12 protein-coding genes are annotated in these 16,229 nt (G+C 63.3%); 8 read left to right on the top strand and 4 right to left on the bottom strand.

From position 1 onward, the window contains the following. Nucleotides 1-2: 2 nt before the first annotated feature. Nucleotides 3-1,157 (bottom strand): PQQ-dependent sugar dehydrogenase, encoded by a 1,155-nt coding sequence (locus tag ACX80Q_RS16090; RefSeq protein ID WP_459331540.1) that lies wholly within the window; start codon nucleotides 1,155-1,157, stop codon nucleotides 3-5. Between the two features lie 146 nt (nucleotides 1,158-1,303). Further along, entirely contained in the window at nucleotides 1,304-1,939 is a 636-nt protein-coding gene (locus ACX80Q_RS16085; RefSeq protein WP_459331539.1) for a uracil-DNA glycosylase family protein, read from the bottom strand. Nucleotides 1,940-2,238: 299 nt separating this feature from the next. Between ACX80Q_RS16085 and ACX80Q_RS16080 the strand changes: the two genes are divergently transcribed. The 3 genes from ACX80Q_RS16080 (at nucleotide 2,239) to ACX80Q_RS16070 (ending at nucleotide 7,096) form a co-directional block, all read left to right on the top strand. After that, nucleotides 2,239-3,957 (top strand): long-chain-fatty-acid--CoA ligase, encoded by a 1,719-nt coding sequence (locus tag ACX80Q_RS16080; protein WP_459331538.1) that lies wholly within the window; start codon nucleotides 2,239-2,241, stop codon nucleotides 3,955-3,957. Nucleotides 3,958-4,703: 746 nt separating this feature from the next. Beyond that, nucleotides 4,704-5,939, top strand: coding sequence for a pyridoxal phosphate-dependent aminotransferase (locus ACX80Q_RS16075; protein WP_459331537.1), 1,236 nt, complete (start codon nucleotides 4,704-4,706; stop codon nucleotides 5,937-5,939). A gap of 113 nt (nucleotides 5,940-6,052) precedes the next feature. Next, on the top strand, nucleotides 6,053-7,096 hold the full coding sequence (locus ACX80Q_RS16070) for an LLM class flavin-dependent oxidoreductase (RefSeq protein ID WP_459331536.1): 1,044 nt from the start codon (nucleotides 6,053-6,055) through the stop codon (nucleotides 7,094-7,096). 122 nt (nucleotides 7,097-7,218) lie between these two features. On the opposite strand, the gene ACX80Q_RS16065 is transcribed toward ACX80Q_RS16070, so the two are convergent. Continuing rightward, nucleotides 7,219-8,238, bottom strand: a complete 1,020-nt coding sequence (locus ACX80Q_RS16065) for a pirin family protein (protein WP_459331535.1) — start codon at nucleotides 8,236-8,238, stop codon at nucleotides 7,219-7,221. A gap of 273 nt (nucleotides 8,239-8,511) precedes the next feature. Here ACX80Q_RS16065 and ACX80Q_RS16060 point away from each other — a divergent pair, with 273 nt between their 5' ends. After that, nucleotides 8,512-9,987 carry an inorganic phosphate transporter gene (locus tag ACX80Q_RS16060; protein WP_459331534.1) on the top strand — a complete coding sequence of 492 codons (1,476 nt, stop codon included), beginning with the start codon at nucleotides 8,512-8,514 and terminating at the stop codon, nucleotides 9,985-9,987. After that, nucleotides 9,984-10,238: a hypothetical protein gene (locus ACX80Q_RS16055; RefSeq protein WP_459331533.1), complete on the top strand. Its 255-nt coding sequence runs from the start codon at nucleotides 9,984-9,986 to the stop codon at nucleotides 10,236-10,238. Before ACX80Q_RS16060 ends, ACX80Q_RS16055 begins: the two co-directional genes overlap by 4 nt. An 86-nt stretch (nucleotides 10,239-10,324) precedes the next feature. On the opposite strand, the gene ACX80Q_RS16050 is transcribed toward ACX80Q_RS16055, so the two are convergent. Next, nucleotides 10,325-10,783 (bottom strand): hotdog fold thioesterase, encoded by a 459-nt coding sequence (locus tag ACX80Q_RS16050; RefSeq protein ID WP_459331532.1) that lies wholly within the window; start codon nucleotides 10,781-10,783, stop codon nucleotides 10,325-10,327. Nucleotide 10,784: 1 nt separating this feature from the next. Between ACX80Q_RS16050 and polA the strand changes: the two genes are divergently transcribed. From polA to ACX80Q_RS16035, 3 genes are all read left to right on the top strand, one after another. Continuing rightward, complete coding sequence (polA, locus tag ACX80Q_RS16045; protein ID WP_459331559.1) at nucleotides 10,785-13,535, top strand: DNA polymerase I; 2,751 nt, start codon at nucleotides 10,785-10,787, stop codon at nucleotides 13,533-13,535. A gap of 47 nt (nucleotides 13,536-13,582) precedes the next feature. Beyond that, complete coding sequence (locus ACX80Q_RS16040) at nucleotides 13,583-14,929, top strand: GNAT family N-acetyltransferase (RefSeq protein WP_459331531.1); 1,347 nt, start codon at nucleotides 13,583-13,585, stop codon at nucleotides 14,927-14,929. A gap of 229 nt (nucleotides 14,930-15,158) precedes the next feature. After that, nucleotides 15,159-16,151 carry a type IV toxin-antitoxin system AbiEi family antitoxin domain-containing protein gene (locus ACX80Q_RS16035; RefSeq protein WP_459331530.1) on the top strand — a complete coding sequence of 331 codons (993 nt, stop codon included), beginning with the start codon at nucleotides 15,159-15,161 and terminating at the stop codon, nucleotides 16,149-16,151. The last annotated feature ends 78 nt before the right edge of the window (nucleotides 16,152-16,229 follow it).

The raw sequence follows: 16,229 nt of genomic DNA, 5'->3' as shown, positions 1-16,229 counted from the left end.
GGCTACCTCGGCACTGCCACGATCCTGTCGTCACCCTTTTTTGGGCTGCCGCGGCCGTCTGTGTTGTTCGTGAGAACGTACAGGCGGCCGTCGCTGGTCAATGCCACATCGCGGAGCCTGCCCAGTTCTCCCACCAAACGGGACTCGGCCCGGGGCGTCTGGGCCACGTCAATAACCCAGAGTCGCTGCCCGCGCAGGGCAGCCATGTAGAGAGTGGTCCCGTCGATCGCGATCCCACTGGGACTTGCCTCATCGGTGTTCCACTGGAGGACCGGATTCACAAAGCGGGCGTCATTGCCCGTGCCTTCCACCAGCGGCCAACCGTAGTTCGCCCCGGCTGTGATCTCGTTGAGCTCATCCCATGTATTTTGGCCAAATTCTGAAGCCCACATCCTGCCCTGCCCATCCCAGGCAATGCCTTGCGGGTTCCTGTGCCCCAACGACCAAACGGGGCTCCCCGGGAAGGGGTTGTCGGCGGGTATTTCGCCGTCGGGAGTTAGACGAAGGATCTTTCCCGACAGGGAGTTGGGATCTTGGGCCGCATTTCGGTTCCCTGCGTCGCCGGAGGTTGCGTACAGCATCCCATCGGGGCCGAACGCCAAGCGGCCGCCATTGTGGTTGCCCGCTTTGGCAATACCCTCAAGGATGACTGTGGGGGCGCCCAAGGTCCGGGCTCCGGCCGCACCTTGCAGTGGCATGCGGACAATCCGGTTGTCGCTTTCTGCGGTGAAGTAGGCGTAGAGCTCCGCGCAGCCCGTGACCGGATCCGGCACTGGTTTCCCATCACAACCGCCCGGCCGCACAGCCAGGCCCAGCAGACCACCTTCGCCGGAATGGACAACTCCGGGGACCACGCCGATGACCCGTTGAGACCCCTGCGCCGACACTTCAAGGATCTGCCCCGTGTCCCGTTCGCTGAGTACAAGGGAGTCCTCGCCCAACATCACCATTGACCAGGGGGCGTTGAGTCCACTCACCACATCACGCGTGTTGCCGGGTGCCGCGGCCGAACCGCTCTGCAGCGGCGTAGAACTGGGGCTAGTGGAGCCGGGCGTGCACGCGGCCAGGGCCAGGGCCGCCGTCACACAGGCAGCCGCGACAGTGCGAATCCTCGACTGCCGGTTCCGAATTCCCCGCTGCGTGGCGCAGTCACTCATGGGCCGAGCCTACCGCAGAGACAGGTTCCACAGGAGTGGCAGGTGCCCGCCGCCGAATCCTTAAAACCAAACTGACCCGCAGAAAACGCCGAAAAATCGCGATTTTGATCGATTTTTCGCCGTTTTCTGCGGGTCAGTTGGAAAAACTAGCGGCCCTTGACGGGGATGCCGTTGCGGGTCATGGACTCGGCGTAGGCCTTGGCCGATTCCAGCAGCCACTGCTCCTGGCGCTCGGGCGAACCGGCAAAGCTGCGGCCCGAGAGTGAACGGACCTTGTAAATGCCGAAGCCGCGCTTGTACAGCATGGGGCCCTGGGCCTTCAGGAGCTGGTCGGCCAGGCGGTGCGCCTCAGTACCGTGGGCCACCAGGGCCGATGCGCGAGGGACCAGCGTCATGAACTTCACCAGCGGGCGCAGGCCCTGCTCGATCTGCGGTGCCGTGAGGCGGCCGTTGGGCTCGCCCGGGGTGAACCAGGGGTGCACATTCCACGGCATGACCAAGCTGGGCCGCAGGCCGATCTGCCAGTGGATGCCCAGCAGGCGGGTGGCTGCCTGCTCGTCGCCTGCGGTGATGAAACCTGAGCTGTCCATCTCGCCAACGTTGGAGAACAAGCTGATGATCTTGCACTCGTCGACATCGTGAACGGGGTCCACATAGGCCACCTGCTGCTCGGGCCGGGCTTCCGCCAGGGTGTCGCAGAGCTCGGTGATGGGTGCAATGTTCTCGTCGTAACGGCGATTCCAGAGCTGGTCACGCAGTGATTCAGTGGCCACGGATGTCATTGAGGCGTTGTTCTCCTTTGAAGAATGAGAGTGTTGGCGGCAGCTGCCCAGCATTGGGGGCCATGTCCGACCTCTTAGCTTAGCAATCATCGCCGGTCCATGGGCTCCCGGGGGTGTGCTAAGGGAGCGCAGAATCTTTTTATTGTGAGAAACCCGACAGCCCAAAAATGGCTTGATTTAGCGTATTTTTCCCCTGACGGTCGACGCCGGACACCCCGCCTGGCGCTGCCATCTCCCGTTCGCCGCTGCCTCACCATCGGCATTCGACACCCTTGTGCCGTTGGCGGCAAAATGGTGGCATGGCGAACATTGAGCAGTCCACCACCGAAGCGCAGAACATTCCAACCCAGCCGTGGGTGAAGAACTACCAACCCGGAGTCCCGGCAGAGATTGAGCTGCCTACTGATTCTTTGGTGGCCATGTTTGAGCACTCGGTCGCCGAAGCCGGGGAGAGCCCGGCCATGGAGTTCTTTGGCCGCCGGACCAGCTACCGCGCATTGGGGGAGCAGGTGGAACAGGCAGCCGAGGGTTTGCGCTGCCTGGGCGTCAAGGCGGGTGACAGGGTGGCCCTCATCCTGCCCAACTGCCCGCAGCATGTGATTGCGTTTTACGCCATCCTGCGCCTGGGGGCCGTGGTGGTGGAACACAACCCGCTGTACACCTCACGCGAGCTCCGGCACCATTTCGAGGACCACCAGGCCCGCGTTGTCATCGTCTGGGACAAGGCCGTGGCAGCCGTCCAGGAGTTTCCCGTCGATGTGAAGGTCGACCACATTGTGGCGGTCAACCTCTTGGACGCGTTCCCGGCCGCCAAGCGCCTGGCCCTTGGTTTGCCGCTGAAAAAGCTCCGGGAGACGCGGGCAGCACTCAGCGCCCCTGCGCCGGGCACCATCGCCTGGAAGGATTTGCTGTCCCACGACAGGATCAGCCCCGCCCACCCGCGCCCCGATGTGCAGGACCTGGCGGTGATCGGCTACACCTCCGGCACTACGGGAAATCCCAAGGGCGCCATGCTGACCCACGCCAACCTTTACGCCAATGCCCTGCAGGGTGAGGCGTGGATGCACGGCGCGCAGGAGCGCAAGGAAATTCTCTACGCCATCTTGCCCATGTTCCACGCCTTCGGCATGACCCTGTACCTCACCTTCGGCATCCGCAAGCAGGGCTTGCTGGTGCTGTTCCCCAAATTCGACACCGAGCTGGTGCTGGCCGCCATGAAGAAGTCACCGGCCACCGTGTACTGCGCCGTGCCGCCCATCTACGAGCGCACTGCCCTTGCAGCCAGGGAAAAGGGGGTCTCCCTGCGTTCGTGCAAGTACTGCATCTCCGGCGCCATGAACCTGCCTGACCATGTGGTGGAGCTGTGGGAATCTGTCTCCGGCGGCCTGCTGGTGGAGGGCTATGGCATGACCGAATCCTCACCCGTGGCACTGGGCAACCCGTTCCACCCCACGCGTCGCAATGGCACCATCGGTGTTCCGTTCCCCTCCACGCTGATGAGGGTGGCCCACGTGGACGATCCCAGCGTTGACGTGGCCCAGGGCGAGCGCGGGGAACTGCTCCTGAAGGGCCCGCAAGTGTTCCAGGGCTATTGGAACAATCCCGAGGAAACGGCCAAGGTGCTCACGGCCGACGGTTGGTTGCGCACGGGCGACATCGTCACGGTGGACGCCGACGGTTTCACCACCATCGTGGACAGGATGAAGGAACTGGTCATCACGGGCGGCTTCAACGTTTCCCCGTCCGAGGTGGAGGCGGTTCTGCGCCAGCACGACGGCGTGGCCGACGCCGCCGTCTTTGGCAAGCCGCTGGAGCGGGGTGGGGAAATGGTGGTGGCCGCCGTCGTCCTGGAGCCCGGGACAGAACTCGATGAGGACGCTTTGCGGGCGTATTGCCGGGAGCGCATGGCCGGCTACAAGGTGCCCGTGCGGATTGTGGCCGTTGCTGACATGCCGCGCTCCATGTTGGGCAAGATCCTGCGCAAGCAAGTCAAGGAGCAGCTGCTGCCCACGCTCTAGGCCGGGTGCAACGAGGTGTAGCCGTCCTTGTAGCTGAGCCCGTCGTAGGACAGTCCATAGACGAGCAGTGCCTCGGCCGCGGTGCGCATCAAGTGTTTTCCTCAGACTCGTCCATGAATGCGAAGGGCCAGATTCCATGGTTTTGGTGTGCTTTCTCGCCTATTCCAAATAAGGAGAACCGCATCACGAAGTACGGTTCCCGGGTAACGGGGTTCTTGAGCCCCGACTCCCAGACGGTTTCCAAGGGGAGAGTACCGTCTGCGTGGACCAGGACGAAAAGCATGCCCCGTCCACGGCCGATGCCGGAGACGGCCTGAAGATAAACGACGCGACCGTGATCAACCACCCACTTGCTGCCCCAGGGCCCTGCGCCCTGCGGTGGTGTTTCACCGACAAACATTCGTCCTCCCAGAACTGGAGATCCGGCGCGCACAGCGCAATGCTAGTGAACCGTTCACCGGCAGGGCAGACACTGCCGCATTTGCTGCGAACAAGCAATGGTTGGAGCCCCAGGCTTTGTGGGTGCCGCGTTGCGCCGGAGCCAGGCGCAATGGTTCCGTTGCGGATGGTGGCAGGCATCGACTGCTGACCTTAGCCGCAAGATGCCGCGGGTAACCATGCATCTCGGCGCCAAGGTCAGCATTGGTGCGCAAGGCGGCCCGCCCAGCCGCAGCCCACGCAGGGTGCATGCCCGATATTTGGACAAATCCACAGCATGTCCCCAGCATTGTGTGAAGATGGAATGCATGCGCAATATGCAATTTTCTTCCAAATTGGCCAACGTTCGCTACGAACTTCGCGGGCCCATCCTGCACGCCGCCCAGAAGATGGAGGCGGAGGGGCACCGCATCCTGCGCATGAACCTTGGCGACACGGCACCCTTTGGCCTGGAGGCGCCGGAATCCATTGTGGTGGACATGATTCACCACCTGCGCGGCGCCCAGGGTTACAGTGATTCCAAAGGCATCTTCTCCGCGCGTACGGCCATCTCCCAGTACTACCAAACCAAGGGTTTGATGACCATTGGGGTGGATGACATTTTTGTGGGCAACGGCGTCAGCGAACTCATTTCCATGACGCTGCAGGCGTTCCTGGAGAACGGTGACGAGGTCCTCATCCCCGCACCCGACTATCCCCTGTGGACGGCCTCGGTCACGCTCACCGGCGGCGTCCCCGTGCACTACCTGTGCGATGAGGACAACGAGTGGTGGCCGGACATGGCCGACGTCGAGGCCAAGATCACGCCCAAGACCCGCGCCATCGTCATCATCAACCCGAATAACCCCACGGGGGCTGTGTACCCACACCACATTCTGGAGGCTTTTATAGAGCTGGCCCGCAAGCATGATCTGGTGATTTTCTCGGATGAGATCTACGAGAAGATCCTGTACGACGGCCGCACCCACATCCACATGGCCGCCATGTCCAAGGACGTCTGCACGCTCACCTTCAGCGGCCTGTCCAAGGCGTACCGGATGCCCGGCTACCGTGCTGGCTGGGTGGCACTGTCCGGTCCCCGTGCCGCCATGGCAGGGTTCAAGGAGTCCCTGGAACTGCTGGCCTCATTGCGTCTGTGCGCTAACGTTCCGGCCCAGCACGCCATCCAAACATCCCTGGGCGGCTACCAAAGCATCAACGACCTCACCAAGCCCGGCGGACGGCTGCGCGAGCAGCGCGACCTCGCCGCCAAGCTCCTCAACGCCCTGCCCGGGGTGTCCTGCGTGCCGGCGGCGGGTGCCATGTACCTGTTCGTGAAGCTGGATCCGGCCATGTACCCCATCGAATCCGATGAAAAGTTCGTGATCGATCTCCTGCAGGACCAGAAGATCCTGGTCAGCCACGGCACAGCCTTCCACTGGCCAACACCGGACCACTTCCGCTTTGTCATCCTGCCCTCCGTGGGCGACATTGAAGAGGCCGTGCGGCGCATCTCCTCCTTCCTGGCCGTCTACCGCAGCAAGGCAGCCCAGCTCACCCAGTAGCCGCGCGGGAATAGAATTCACCGGCACCCGGTTTTGAAAGTAGATGCAAACGCATATTCAATGCCGGGGTGCCTGATGTCCCGGACTTTTCGAGAGAGATGGACGGTACTCCCATGACAAACGGAACCATCGAGCTGGGCCTAGACACCTTTGGTGACATCACAGTGGATGAGCACGGCGTTCCCCAGCAGGCGGCACAGGTGATTCGTGACGTCGTCGAGCAGGCTGTGCTGGCCGACACGCTGGGTCTGGACTACTTTGGCGTGGGGGAGCACCACCGCGACGATTTTGCCGTCTCTGCCCCGGACATGGTGCTGGCCGCCATCGCTGGGAAGACTGAGCGGATTCGCCTGGGCTCGGCCGTGACTGTACTCAGCTCCGATGATCCCATCCGCGTATTCCAGCGCTTTTCCACGCTCGACGCCGTCTCCAACGGCCGCGCGGAGGTCATCCTGGGCCGTGGGTCGTTTACGGAATCGTTCCCGCTCTTTGGGTTCGACCTGGAAAAGTATGAGGAACTCTTTGAGGAGAAGCTCGAACTGTTCAATGAGGTGCGCAAGCAGGGTCCGGTAAATTGGAGCGGCAACACGCGCCCGGCCCTGACTGATCAGATGGTGTACCCGCACACCGAATCGGGCACGCTGAAGACCTGGGTTGCCGTGGGTGGCAGCCCACAGTCGGTGGTCCGGGCGGCCCACTACGGCATGCCGTTGATGTTGGCCATCATTGGCGGGGAACCGCAGCAGTTTGCCCCGTTTGCCGAGCTCTACCACAGGGCCCTGAAGGAATTTGGCCAGCCGGAGCAGCCCATCGGCGTCCACTCGCCGGGCCACATTGCCGACACCGACCAGCAGGCCAAGGATGAGCTGTGGCCGCACTACGAGGCCATGCACAACCGCATTGGCCGCGACCGCGGCTGGCCGCCCATCACCCGCGCCGAATTTGAGGCGACGGCCGGTCCGCGCGGCGCCCTGATGGTGGGTTCCCCGGAAACTGTGGCCGCCAAGATCACCACGGTGGCCAAGGCGCTGGGCCTGTCACGGTTTGACCTGAAGTACAGCCACGGCACACTGCCGCACCAGGCCATGATGAAGAGCATCGAGCTCTACGCCACGAAGGTGGCCCCCATGGTGCGCGAAAACCTCCGCAAGGGCTAGATTTGATTCACCCTGACGCACTCCCTACCGCGAGTGCGCAGATAACGCCCTCAAGATGCTTTTTGAGGGCGTTATCTGCGCACTGACCGCGTGGTCAGTCGCTCCACGGGGCGGCCGCTTCCTCAGCTCGGGTTGCTGCGGGGGCGAAGTCTCACGGCTGGCAGCACGGGAGCGGGCAGGGGTGCGTCGGTGGGGTGGGGCGGCAGGCCAAAGCGGGTTCCGGCGTCGTCAGTGCCAGCTTGCTCAGCTGAAGCCTGCGCCACTCCAGCGCCGTCCGCCCCAATTTCGTTCTGCCACGCCCGCCTGAACGCGAGTATCTCCTCGTGCGTGCGGCCCACAAAGTTCCACCACATGACAATGGATTCGCCCAGCGGCGGCCCGCCAATGAGCAACAGGCGTACGGGATCCGGTCCGGCCACCAGGGTCAGCTCCGCATGTCCCGGGCCAACATAGCCCAGCTCGGCATAGGTCAGGGGCGTCCCGGAAACGCTGAGCGCCCCTTGATCCACCAGAATGCCGTGCTCAAAGTCTTCGCGCACGTTCAAGGTGAGGGCGGCGCCGGCGTCGAGCAGTATTTCAGCACCCAGCAGCGGCGTGAAGGTCGCCACGGGGGAAGTCTGCCCGGCGAGCGAACCCAGGAAGACCCGCACCATGGCCGCGGGCAGGGCCACAGCTTCAGGGGCGTAGTGCTCAAATCCTGGATCCGTGAAACGTGCGTGCTCCGGCAGCGCCACCCACAGCTGCGCGCCGTGCAGGGTGGTGGTGGCCGGTGTGGAGTACTCGGAGTGGCTGATGCCCCGCCCGGCCGTCATTAGATTCAGCTCACCGGGCCGGACGATGGCGTGATATCCAGCACTATCGGCGTGCTCGATCTCGCCGGTGAACAGCCAGCTGACCGTCTGCAGGCCCGTGTGTGGATGCGGGGGAACGGCCATGCCGCCTGTGGATGCAACATTGTCCGGGCCGTAGTGATCCAGGAAGCACCATGCCCCGATGAGGGACCGCTCACGTTGGGGGAGAGTCCGGCGCACAGGCATGGCGCGGGGGCCACCCAGGGGCACCCCGCGGGGCACCAAAACCGCCACGGTGCCCGGAATACTGGGGCAGGTCAGCTCCGGCGGTGCCACTTCCAAGTTACTCATGGGAGGTTTCCTTTTTCGTGTGTTCCATCACTGCGCCGAACGGGTGGCCGTGGTCCCCAGCCTAGCGCCGGACACCCGGGCGTCACACTGTTCCTGCCCTGCTGGCGAAAGAGAGCAGCGGAGAAATAAGTGTTTGCTCCGGGAAAATCGCAGTACGATCATAAGGTTGTATACACATGTTGCCCGGGGCGTCCGTGCTCCGCGGCCGCTGCGTGCTGCTTTTCCTATTAGACTTTTTCAGTCCGCAATTGCCCTCTTTAGATTGGACCGCGGGTGGATCTCACCTTCATGGTTGTGCTTGTCATAGCACTAGCCCTTTTCTTTGATTTTACGAACGGCTTTCACGACACCGCCAACGCAATGGCCACACCCATTGCCACAGGCGCCATTAAGCCCAAGACGGCCGTAGCACTGGCCGCGATTCTTAACCTTGTGGGAGCTTTTCTCTCCACGGAGGTGGCCAAGACCATCTCCGGCGGCATCATCAATGAGGGCGGACCCAACGGTGTTTCGATCACCCCCGAGATGATCTTTGCCGGTTTGATGGGTGCCGTGTTGTGGAATCTGTTCACCTGGCTCCTGGGCCTGCCCTCCAGCTCATCGCACGCCCTCTTCGGTGGCTTGATCGGTGCAGCCATTGTGGGCACCTGGTCATTCGGGGCGGTGAACTTCATGGTGGTTGTCTCCAAGGTGCTGCTGCCGGCACTGTTGGCCCCCACCATTGCCGGTCTGGTCGCCTTCATCTGCACCAAGCTCGCGTACTCCATCACCAAGCGTTCGGACCCGGACTCCGGTGACAAACTCACGCAGAAGCGCGGCGGTTTCCGCCGCGGCCAGGTCTTCAGTTCCTCGCTGGTGGCCCTTGCCCACGGCACCAATGACGCCCAGAAGACCATGGGTGTCATCACCTTGGTCCTGGTCGCCTCGGGTCTGCAGCAGGCCGGGACTGGTCCGCACTTCTGGGTCATCGCCACCTGTGCCATCGCCATCGCGGCCGGCACCTATGCCGGTGGCTGGCGCATCATCCGCACCCTGGGCTCCGGCCTGACAGATGTGAAGCCCGCCCAGGGTTTCGCGGCTGAAACCAGCACGGCGGCAGCCATTTTGGCCTCCAGCCACTTGGGCTTTGCGCTCTCCACCACGCACGTTGCCTCCGGCTCCGTGATTGGTTCGGGCCTGGGCCGCAAGGGTGCAACCGTCCGCTGGGGTGCCATTGGCAAGATCGGCATCACCTGGCTCTTGACCCTGCCCGCCGCCGCGTTTGTGGGCGGCCTGGCTGCCTTGCTGATCCGCACAGGAACTGTTGGCATCGTGATAGTTGCCGTCCTGGGCTTGAGTGCCATCCTGATCATGTTTGTCCTGTCCCAGCGCGAAACCGTTGACCACAGCAACGCAATCAGTGACGTGGATGCTGTGGGCGAGGCCCTGCACATTCCGAGCAAGAAGGAACGCGAGCGTCTGGCCGCCAAGGCCCGTGCCGCTGAGAAGACTGCCGAGAAGGCCGCCAAGCGTGCCGCTGAGGCTGCGGCCATCCGCGCCACGGCCCAGGCCGCACTGGACCGGGCCGACACCGCCGTCTTGAAGGCCATGACCAAGGCTGCCGAGCCGCCCAAGGCCAAGGCCAAGGCTGTTGCCGCTCCCAAGCCTAAGGAGAAGGCTCCGCCGGTTCCCGCAGCTGCCGCCGCGCCTGGGGTTCCTGCCGCTACTGCCGTTGACGAAGAGACAGCCGCCACGAAGGAGAAGCCATGATCGACTGGTTCGGATTTGTCTCAGTAGCCCTGACCACCCTGGTGGGTGCCGGGTTCGTGGTTGTCATGTACTCACTGGGTGTGCGCCTCACAGCCGTGAGCGGCGATGACGCGCAACACGTCAACCAGGCCGCCAAATGGGGCTCCTACGTGTGCTTCGGTTTCTGCGTCCTGGCCGTGGTCATGGGCATCGTCTTGATCGTGCCGCACCTGAACGAGCCGTTCTTTGCCCTCATGGACCACTTGTTCTAAGCACCGTTTTAACGTACGACGCCGGCCACTGACCTTCCGCTTCAAACGGATGGTCAGTGGCCGGCGTCGTACGTTAACGGGGTGGGTTACACACTCAGGATCATGTTGGTGATGCGGCAGGTTGAAAGCCGGCGGCCCTGCTCATCGGTCATGACCACCTCGTGGGTGGCCAACGTGCGGCCCAGGTGAATGGGTGTTGCGGTGCCCGTGACCAGTCCCGCGGCGACGCCCCTGTGGTGTGTGGCATTGATCTCAATGCCCACCACCTTGCTGCCGGGGCCGGCGTGGAAAGCGGCGGCGAAGGAGCCCAGCGTCTCGGCCAGAACCACGTGTGCGCCGCCGTGCAGCAACCCCGTCACCTGCGTGTTGCCGTCCACCGGCATGGTGGCAACCATGGACTCCACGGACATGTGGGTGAACACGATGCCCATCCTGCCCACCAGCGTGCCCACACCATGGTGGCCCAGCATCGGGTGAATTTCCTCGGGGACCCCTGCGGCCAATAGTTCATCGGCCAGGGGATGCGGTGTGAAATTTTTGCTCATGATGACTAGGCTGGCACTTGTGAGTGAATCTGCCAAAACGGCCCCCCAGTCCAACGCACCAACCACCCCCGAATCTGGACGCTCGGATGACGCAACGCCGCGCCTCCTGGTCATTGACGGCCACTCCATGGCTTTCAGGGCTTTTTACGCCATGCCCGTGGATAAGTTTGTGACGCAGTCAGGCCAGCACACCAACGCCGTGCACGGCTTTACGGCCATGCTGCTGACCATGATCAAGGAACGCAAGCCGTCCCACGTGGTGGTGGCGTTCGACCTGGATACGCCCACCTTCCGCTCACTGGAGTACACGGAATACAAGGGCGGGCGCAACAAGACGCCCGAGGAGTTCTACGGCCAGATTGATTTGATCATCAAGGTCATGGCCGCCATGAACATTCCCACGATTTCGGTGGACGGCTTCGAAGCCGATGACATCATCGCCACGCTGGCCGCCCAGGGCGAGGCCGCCGGCTGGGACGTGTTGGTGGTTTCGGGGGACCGCGACGCCTTCCAGCTCATCACCGACAAGGTTTCGGTGCTTTACCCCACCAAGGGCATCTCCGCGATCCCGCCCATGGATGCCGCATCCGTGGAGGCCAAATACTTTGTGCCGCCCAACCGCTATTCGGACCTGGCAGCGCTGGTGGGTGAAACCGCCGACAACCTTCCCGGTGTGCCCGGCGTGGGGCCCAAGACGGCTGCCAAGTGGATCAACCAGTACGGCGGCCTCGAGGGCATCCTGGCGAACCTGGACGCCATTGGCGGCAAGGTGGGCGAGTCCCTGCGCGCGCACGTTGACGACGTCAAGCGCAACCGCCGCCTGAACCACCTCCTGCGCGACATGGAGCTGCCGGTTCCGCTGGAGCAGACAGTACTGCAGGCCCCGGACCGGGACGCTGTGGAGGAACTGTTCGATTCCTTGGAATTCAACCAGCTGCGCAAGCGCCTGTTTGACCTCTTTGGCGAGGCTGAGGCGGACGACGCCGGTGAGGCCCACCAGGTGCCCGCCCACCGCGTGGTCACCGCGGCTGCCGAGTTGCAGGCGTGGCAAGCCGCTGGCGGCCTGTGCGCCGTTGACGTGCTGAGCGAAAAACTTGGCCTGGCGCACGAGGCCGTTGCCGTGGCGCTGGTCCGTGCGGATTCCGCCGTCGTGGTGGATCTGCGCACTGCCGACGAGGCCCTCGAATCGGCGTTGGCGGCCTGGCTGGTCTCCGAGTCACCCAAGGTGGTCCACGAATACAAGGAAGCGCTCAAGGCGCTGTCCGTGCGGGGCCTGTCCCTGGCCGGCGTGCAGGACGACACCTCACTGTCCGGCTACCTGATCCAGCCCGACCGTCGCAGCTATGAGCTTGCCGATCTGAGCAAGGTTCACCTGAAGGTCGGCTTCGATTCCGGTGTGCAGGAGTCCAGCGGACAGCTTGACTTGGGCCTGAGCGAAGACACCTCCTTTGCCGATGCCGTGCAGCGCGGCTATGTTGCCTTGTTGCTCAGCGAGCACTTTGCCCCCCTGCTGGTCGAGCGCGGTGCCGCTGTGCTGCTGCGTGAGCTGGAACTGCCCCTGGCCGCCGTGTTGGCGCAGATGGAGCTGACGGGCATTGCCATTTCGCAGGAGCGCCTGGCCGTTTTGCTGGCCGACTTCACGGCAGCCATGAATGCCGCCCAGGAGGCCGCGTTTGCAGCCATTGGCCACGAGGTCAACCTTGGCTCGCCCAAGCAGCTGCAGGAAGTCCTGTTTGAGGAACTGGGCCTGCCCAAGACCAAGAAGATCAAGACCGGCTACACCACAGACGCCGCCTCCCTGAAGGCACTGCTGGAAAAGACCGGGCACGAGTTCCTGGCCCAGCTCATGGCCCACCGCGAAGCGTCCAAGCTCAAGCAGATGGTGGAGACTCTGAAGAAGTCGGTGGCCGAGGACGGCCGCATCCACACCACCTACGCGCAAAACGTGGCAGCCACCGGCCGCTTGTCCTCCAACAACCCCAATCTGCAGAACATCCCTGTCCGGACGGAAGAGGGCCGCCGCGTCAGGGACATCTTTGTTGTCAGCGAAGGCTATGAATGCCTGCTCGCCGCCGACTACTCCCAGATTGAAATGCGCATCATGGCGCACCTGTCCGGCGATGCCGGACTCATCCAGGCCTATGCCGAGGGCGAGGATCTGCACCGCTACGTGGGCTCCCACGTGTTTGGTGTTGCGCCGGAGGAAGTCACCTCCGCCATGCGTTCCAAGGTCAAGGCCATGTCCTACGGCCTGGCCTACGGCTTGACCAGCTTTGGCCTGTCCAAGCAGCTGGAAATCTCCGTGGACGAGGCCCGGACACTGGTCAAGGACTACTTTGACCGGTTCGGCGGGGTGCGCGACTACCTCCGCGGCGTGGTTGAACAAGCACGCGTGGACGGCTACACCTCAACCATCGAGGGCCGCCGCCGCTATCTGCCGGACCTCTCCAGCGCCGACCGCCAGTTGCGTGAGCTCGCCGAACGCATCGCGTTGAACTCACCCATCCAGGGCTCGGCGGCGGACATCATCAAGCACGCCATGCTCGGCGTTGCTGCCGAGTTGCAGCGCCAGGACCTCAAGTCCCGCATGCTGCTGCAGGTCCACGATGAATTGATCCTGGAAATCTGGCCGGGGGAGCTGGAAACAGTTAAAGCCCTGGTTGTGGAGCAGATGGGCTCCGCAGCAGACCTGCTGGTTCCGCTGGAAGTTCAGCTGGGCCTGGGCGCCAGCTGGAACGACGCCGGGCACTGACCCCAAGGGGCCCACACCGCTTTTGTTCGTTTACGAAAGGTATCTCCTTGCCACAGAGTTATGAACCTGCCATCAGCCGGGCTTCCCGGTCATTTCCCTACGAGCTGCGCACCTTCCCTGTGCGCCGTGTGGACGGAAAGATCTCCCCAGAACTGAGCAAATGGGCCGAGGCTGTTGCGCTGGGATTCCACGGCGACGCCATGACGGAGGAGGCCCTGGCGTTCTACATTGCCTGCGAGGAGGTCGACGGCCGCATGGTCACCGGCGCCTACCTGAGCGATGCGCAGGCCCCGGCGGGTGCGTGGGATGCCGAGTACCCGGTATCCACCTATGCGTACCACCGCAAAAACCTGAACGTGGGTGCCGGGACGCTGCTTCCTGTCCACCAAATCACTGCCGTAACAGTGCGTCCCAGCCATCGCCGTCGAGGTCTCCTGCGGGCCATGATGGACTCCGACCTGGCCCAGGCAAAGGCCTCGGGCATCCCCATGGCTGCGCTGACGGCGTCGGAAGCCACCATTTACGGGCGGTTCGGCTTTGGGGTGGCGACGCACACCAGCACCATCGAGGTGACCGTCAAGGGTGGGTTGGACTTCATTGTGCCTGGCGCGGCGTCGGTTGGCGTGGTGGAAATAGCTCCCGTGGGCACCGTGCGGGACCTGCACAATGAGATCTTTGCACGCGTCCATGCCACGAGCTACGGCTCCATTGGCCGCCACGACATGTACCGGCTGGCGGCCACAGGCCAGGGCAACTACGGCGCCGTCGATCCCGTGAAGAACGTTCGGGCCGCGCTCCACTATGACGCGTCCGGGGCCGTGGACGGATATGTGACCTACAAGCCCAGTGACGACAAGAGCCGCTCGGCCGTGGAAATCGTTGACCTGCTCGCCGTCACCGACGCGGCGTACTTGGCCCTGTGGAGCTACTTGGGGTCCCTAGACCTCATTGACGTCATCACCTGGGACATGGCGCCCGTGGTTGACTCCCTGGAATGGGCCATTGCCGCCAAGCGCCACTATAAGCGCACGGCCACCGAGGACCACCTCTGGCTGCGCATCCTGGACACCCCGGGATCCTTGGCTGCCCGGGAATACGCCAGTGACGGATCCCTGGTGATCCATGTGGGCGATCCGCTGGGCCACGCCTCTGGCATCTTCCGGATCGAGGTTGTCCGCGGGAAGGCCACTGTGACGCGTTGCCCCGAGGACGGATCGGTGGAGGCCGAGCTCAGCATGGGTGTCAGCGAACTCTCCAGCCTGTACCTGGGCGGTGTCACGGCCAGGGTTTTGTTGGCGGCGGGCCGCGTCCGTGAAGTCCGCAGCGGTGCTGTGGCGGTGTTCGATTCCCTCTTTGCGGCGCCGGAGTCCCCCCACTGCATGACCAGTTTCTAGCCCCTGCCCGCGCGCTGGGGCACAACTGCGCTTTAGCGGCTTCACTGCGCTTTGGCGGCTTCTGGGCGGTTCACGGACCGCCCACAAGCCGCCAAACCGCAGTCACACACGGAAATCGCTGTGGTTGGCCGTCCGCTTTCATTCCTCCACACGCTGTCCGCCGCCAGTAGTTGTCCACATTTGGCCAGTTCACCGGTTCGGGGACGTCCCTGCTGCGCAACCATGGGGCATGGATACTAATCAACTTGCGCACTTGGTTGCGTCGAGGTGGCCCGCCAAGGCCGTGCGCGGTGCGGCCACCAACAGGATGTTGGAGGCATCTGGCCTGACGCACAAGGTTCTGACGGCAGCCGTTGCGAGAAGGATTATTGTGCGTCTGCACCGTGGCGCCTACGTCCAGGCGCTCCAGTGGCAGGCATTAAAGCCGTGGGTGCGGGACGACGTAGCACTCATCGCCCACGCACTTGCCTCGCGCAGTAGCGGCGTCTACAGCCACTCAAGCGCCGCAAGACTGCACGGTCTTCGGACGTGGGGCTGCGGAGCCATCGTGCACCTCACCCACGGACAAACCCCCGGCCATTCCACCGGTAGGGGAGGAGTTGCCCTGCACCAGCAGGCTCTCGGCGCCGGGAACGTGGTCATGGCGAGAATCGGGCCCGTACAGGTGCCCATGACATCCATGGCCCAAACGGTGCTGGATTGCGCGCGCTTGTTCAGCCTGGAGAAGGCGGCAATCATCGGCGACCATGCCGTTCGGAACGGTCTGACTGTCCCCGAATTGCAGGAGCTCCTTGGCGCAAGTGACGTCAAGCGCGGTGCCGCACGCGCCAAAAGGGCGCTGGAATTTCTGGATTCAGACAGTGAATCTGCAGGGGAGTCGCGCACGAGGGTGTTCCTGTCGGCCACAAGATTGCCCATGCCGGAACTGCAGGTCAAAATTTCCACCCGGCATGGTCAGCACAGGGCGGATTTTGCCTGGCGCGAGTGCCGGTTAATCCTGGAATTCGACGGATGGGGCAAATACTTCGAGTACAGGCCCACCGCTGAAGCAATCGCCTTGGAACGTCAGCGCGAGAAGGACCTCATGGAATTGGGCTGGCGGTTTATCCGCATCAATTGGTCCGATTTCAACGATTCAGTGGCACTGGAGGCCAGGATCCGGACGGCATTGGTAGGCGCCGGCGCCACGTTTCCGGCCGTTCGGACAGCAATTTTCGCATGAATGCGCCCGGGGGGGGGGGGGGGGGGGGGGGGGGGAGAGAAAAAAAAACAAAAAAAAAAAAAAAAAAAAAAAAAAAAA

Source organism: Arthrobacter sp. HLT1-20 (assembly GCF_054510895.1).
Note: the sequence above shows the minus strand (reverse complement) of the source record. Positions and strands in the feature narration are given on the sequence as shown.

What these genes read in the sequence shown, in the direction of transcription:
- ACX80Q_RS16090 (WP_459331540.1), bottom strand. Translation starts at nt 1,157, where the DNA reads ATGAGTGACTGCGCCACGCAGCGGGGAATTCGGAACCGGCAGTCGAGG.
- ACX80Q_RS16035 (WP_459331530.1), top strand. Translation starts at nt 15,159, where the DNA reads ATGGATACTAATCAACTTGCGCACTTGGTTGCGTCGAGGTGGCCCGCC.
- polA (WP_459331559.1), top strand. Translation starts at nt 10,785, where the DNA reads ATGACTAGGCTGGCACTTGTGAGTGAATCTGCCAAAACGGCCCCCCAG.
- ACX80Q_RS16055 (WP_459331533.1), top strand. Translation starts at nt 9,984, where the DNA reads ATGATCGACTGGTTCGGATTTGTCTCAGTAGCCCTGACCACCCTGGTG.
- ACX80Q_RS16085 (WP_459331539.1), bottom strand. Translation starts at nt 1,939, where the DNA reads ATGACATCCGTGGCCACTGAATCACTGCGTGACCAGCTCTGGAATCGC.
- ACX80Q_RS16070 (WP_459331536.1), top strand. Translation starts at nt 6,053, where the DNA reads ATGACAAACGGAACCATCGAGCTGGGCCTAGACACCTTTGGTGACATC.
- ACX80Q_RS16080 (WP_459331538.1), top strand. Translation starts at nt 2,239, where the DNA reads ATGGCGAACATTGAGCAGTCCACCACCGAAGCGCAGAACATTCCAACC.
- ACX80Q_RS16050 (WP_459331532.1), bottom strand. Translation starts at nt 10,783, where the DNA reads ATGAGCAAAAATTTCACACCGCATCCCCTGGCCGATGAACTATTGGCC.
- ACX80Q_RS16075 (WP_459331537.1), top strand. Translation starts at nt 4,704, where the DNA reads ATGCGCAATATGCAATTTTCTTCCAAATTGGCCAACGTTCGCTACGAA.
- ACX80Q_RS16065 (WP_459331535.1), bottom strand. Translation starts at nt 8,238, where the DNA reads ATGAGTAACTTGGAAGTGGCACCGCCGGAGCTGACCTGCCCCAGTATT.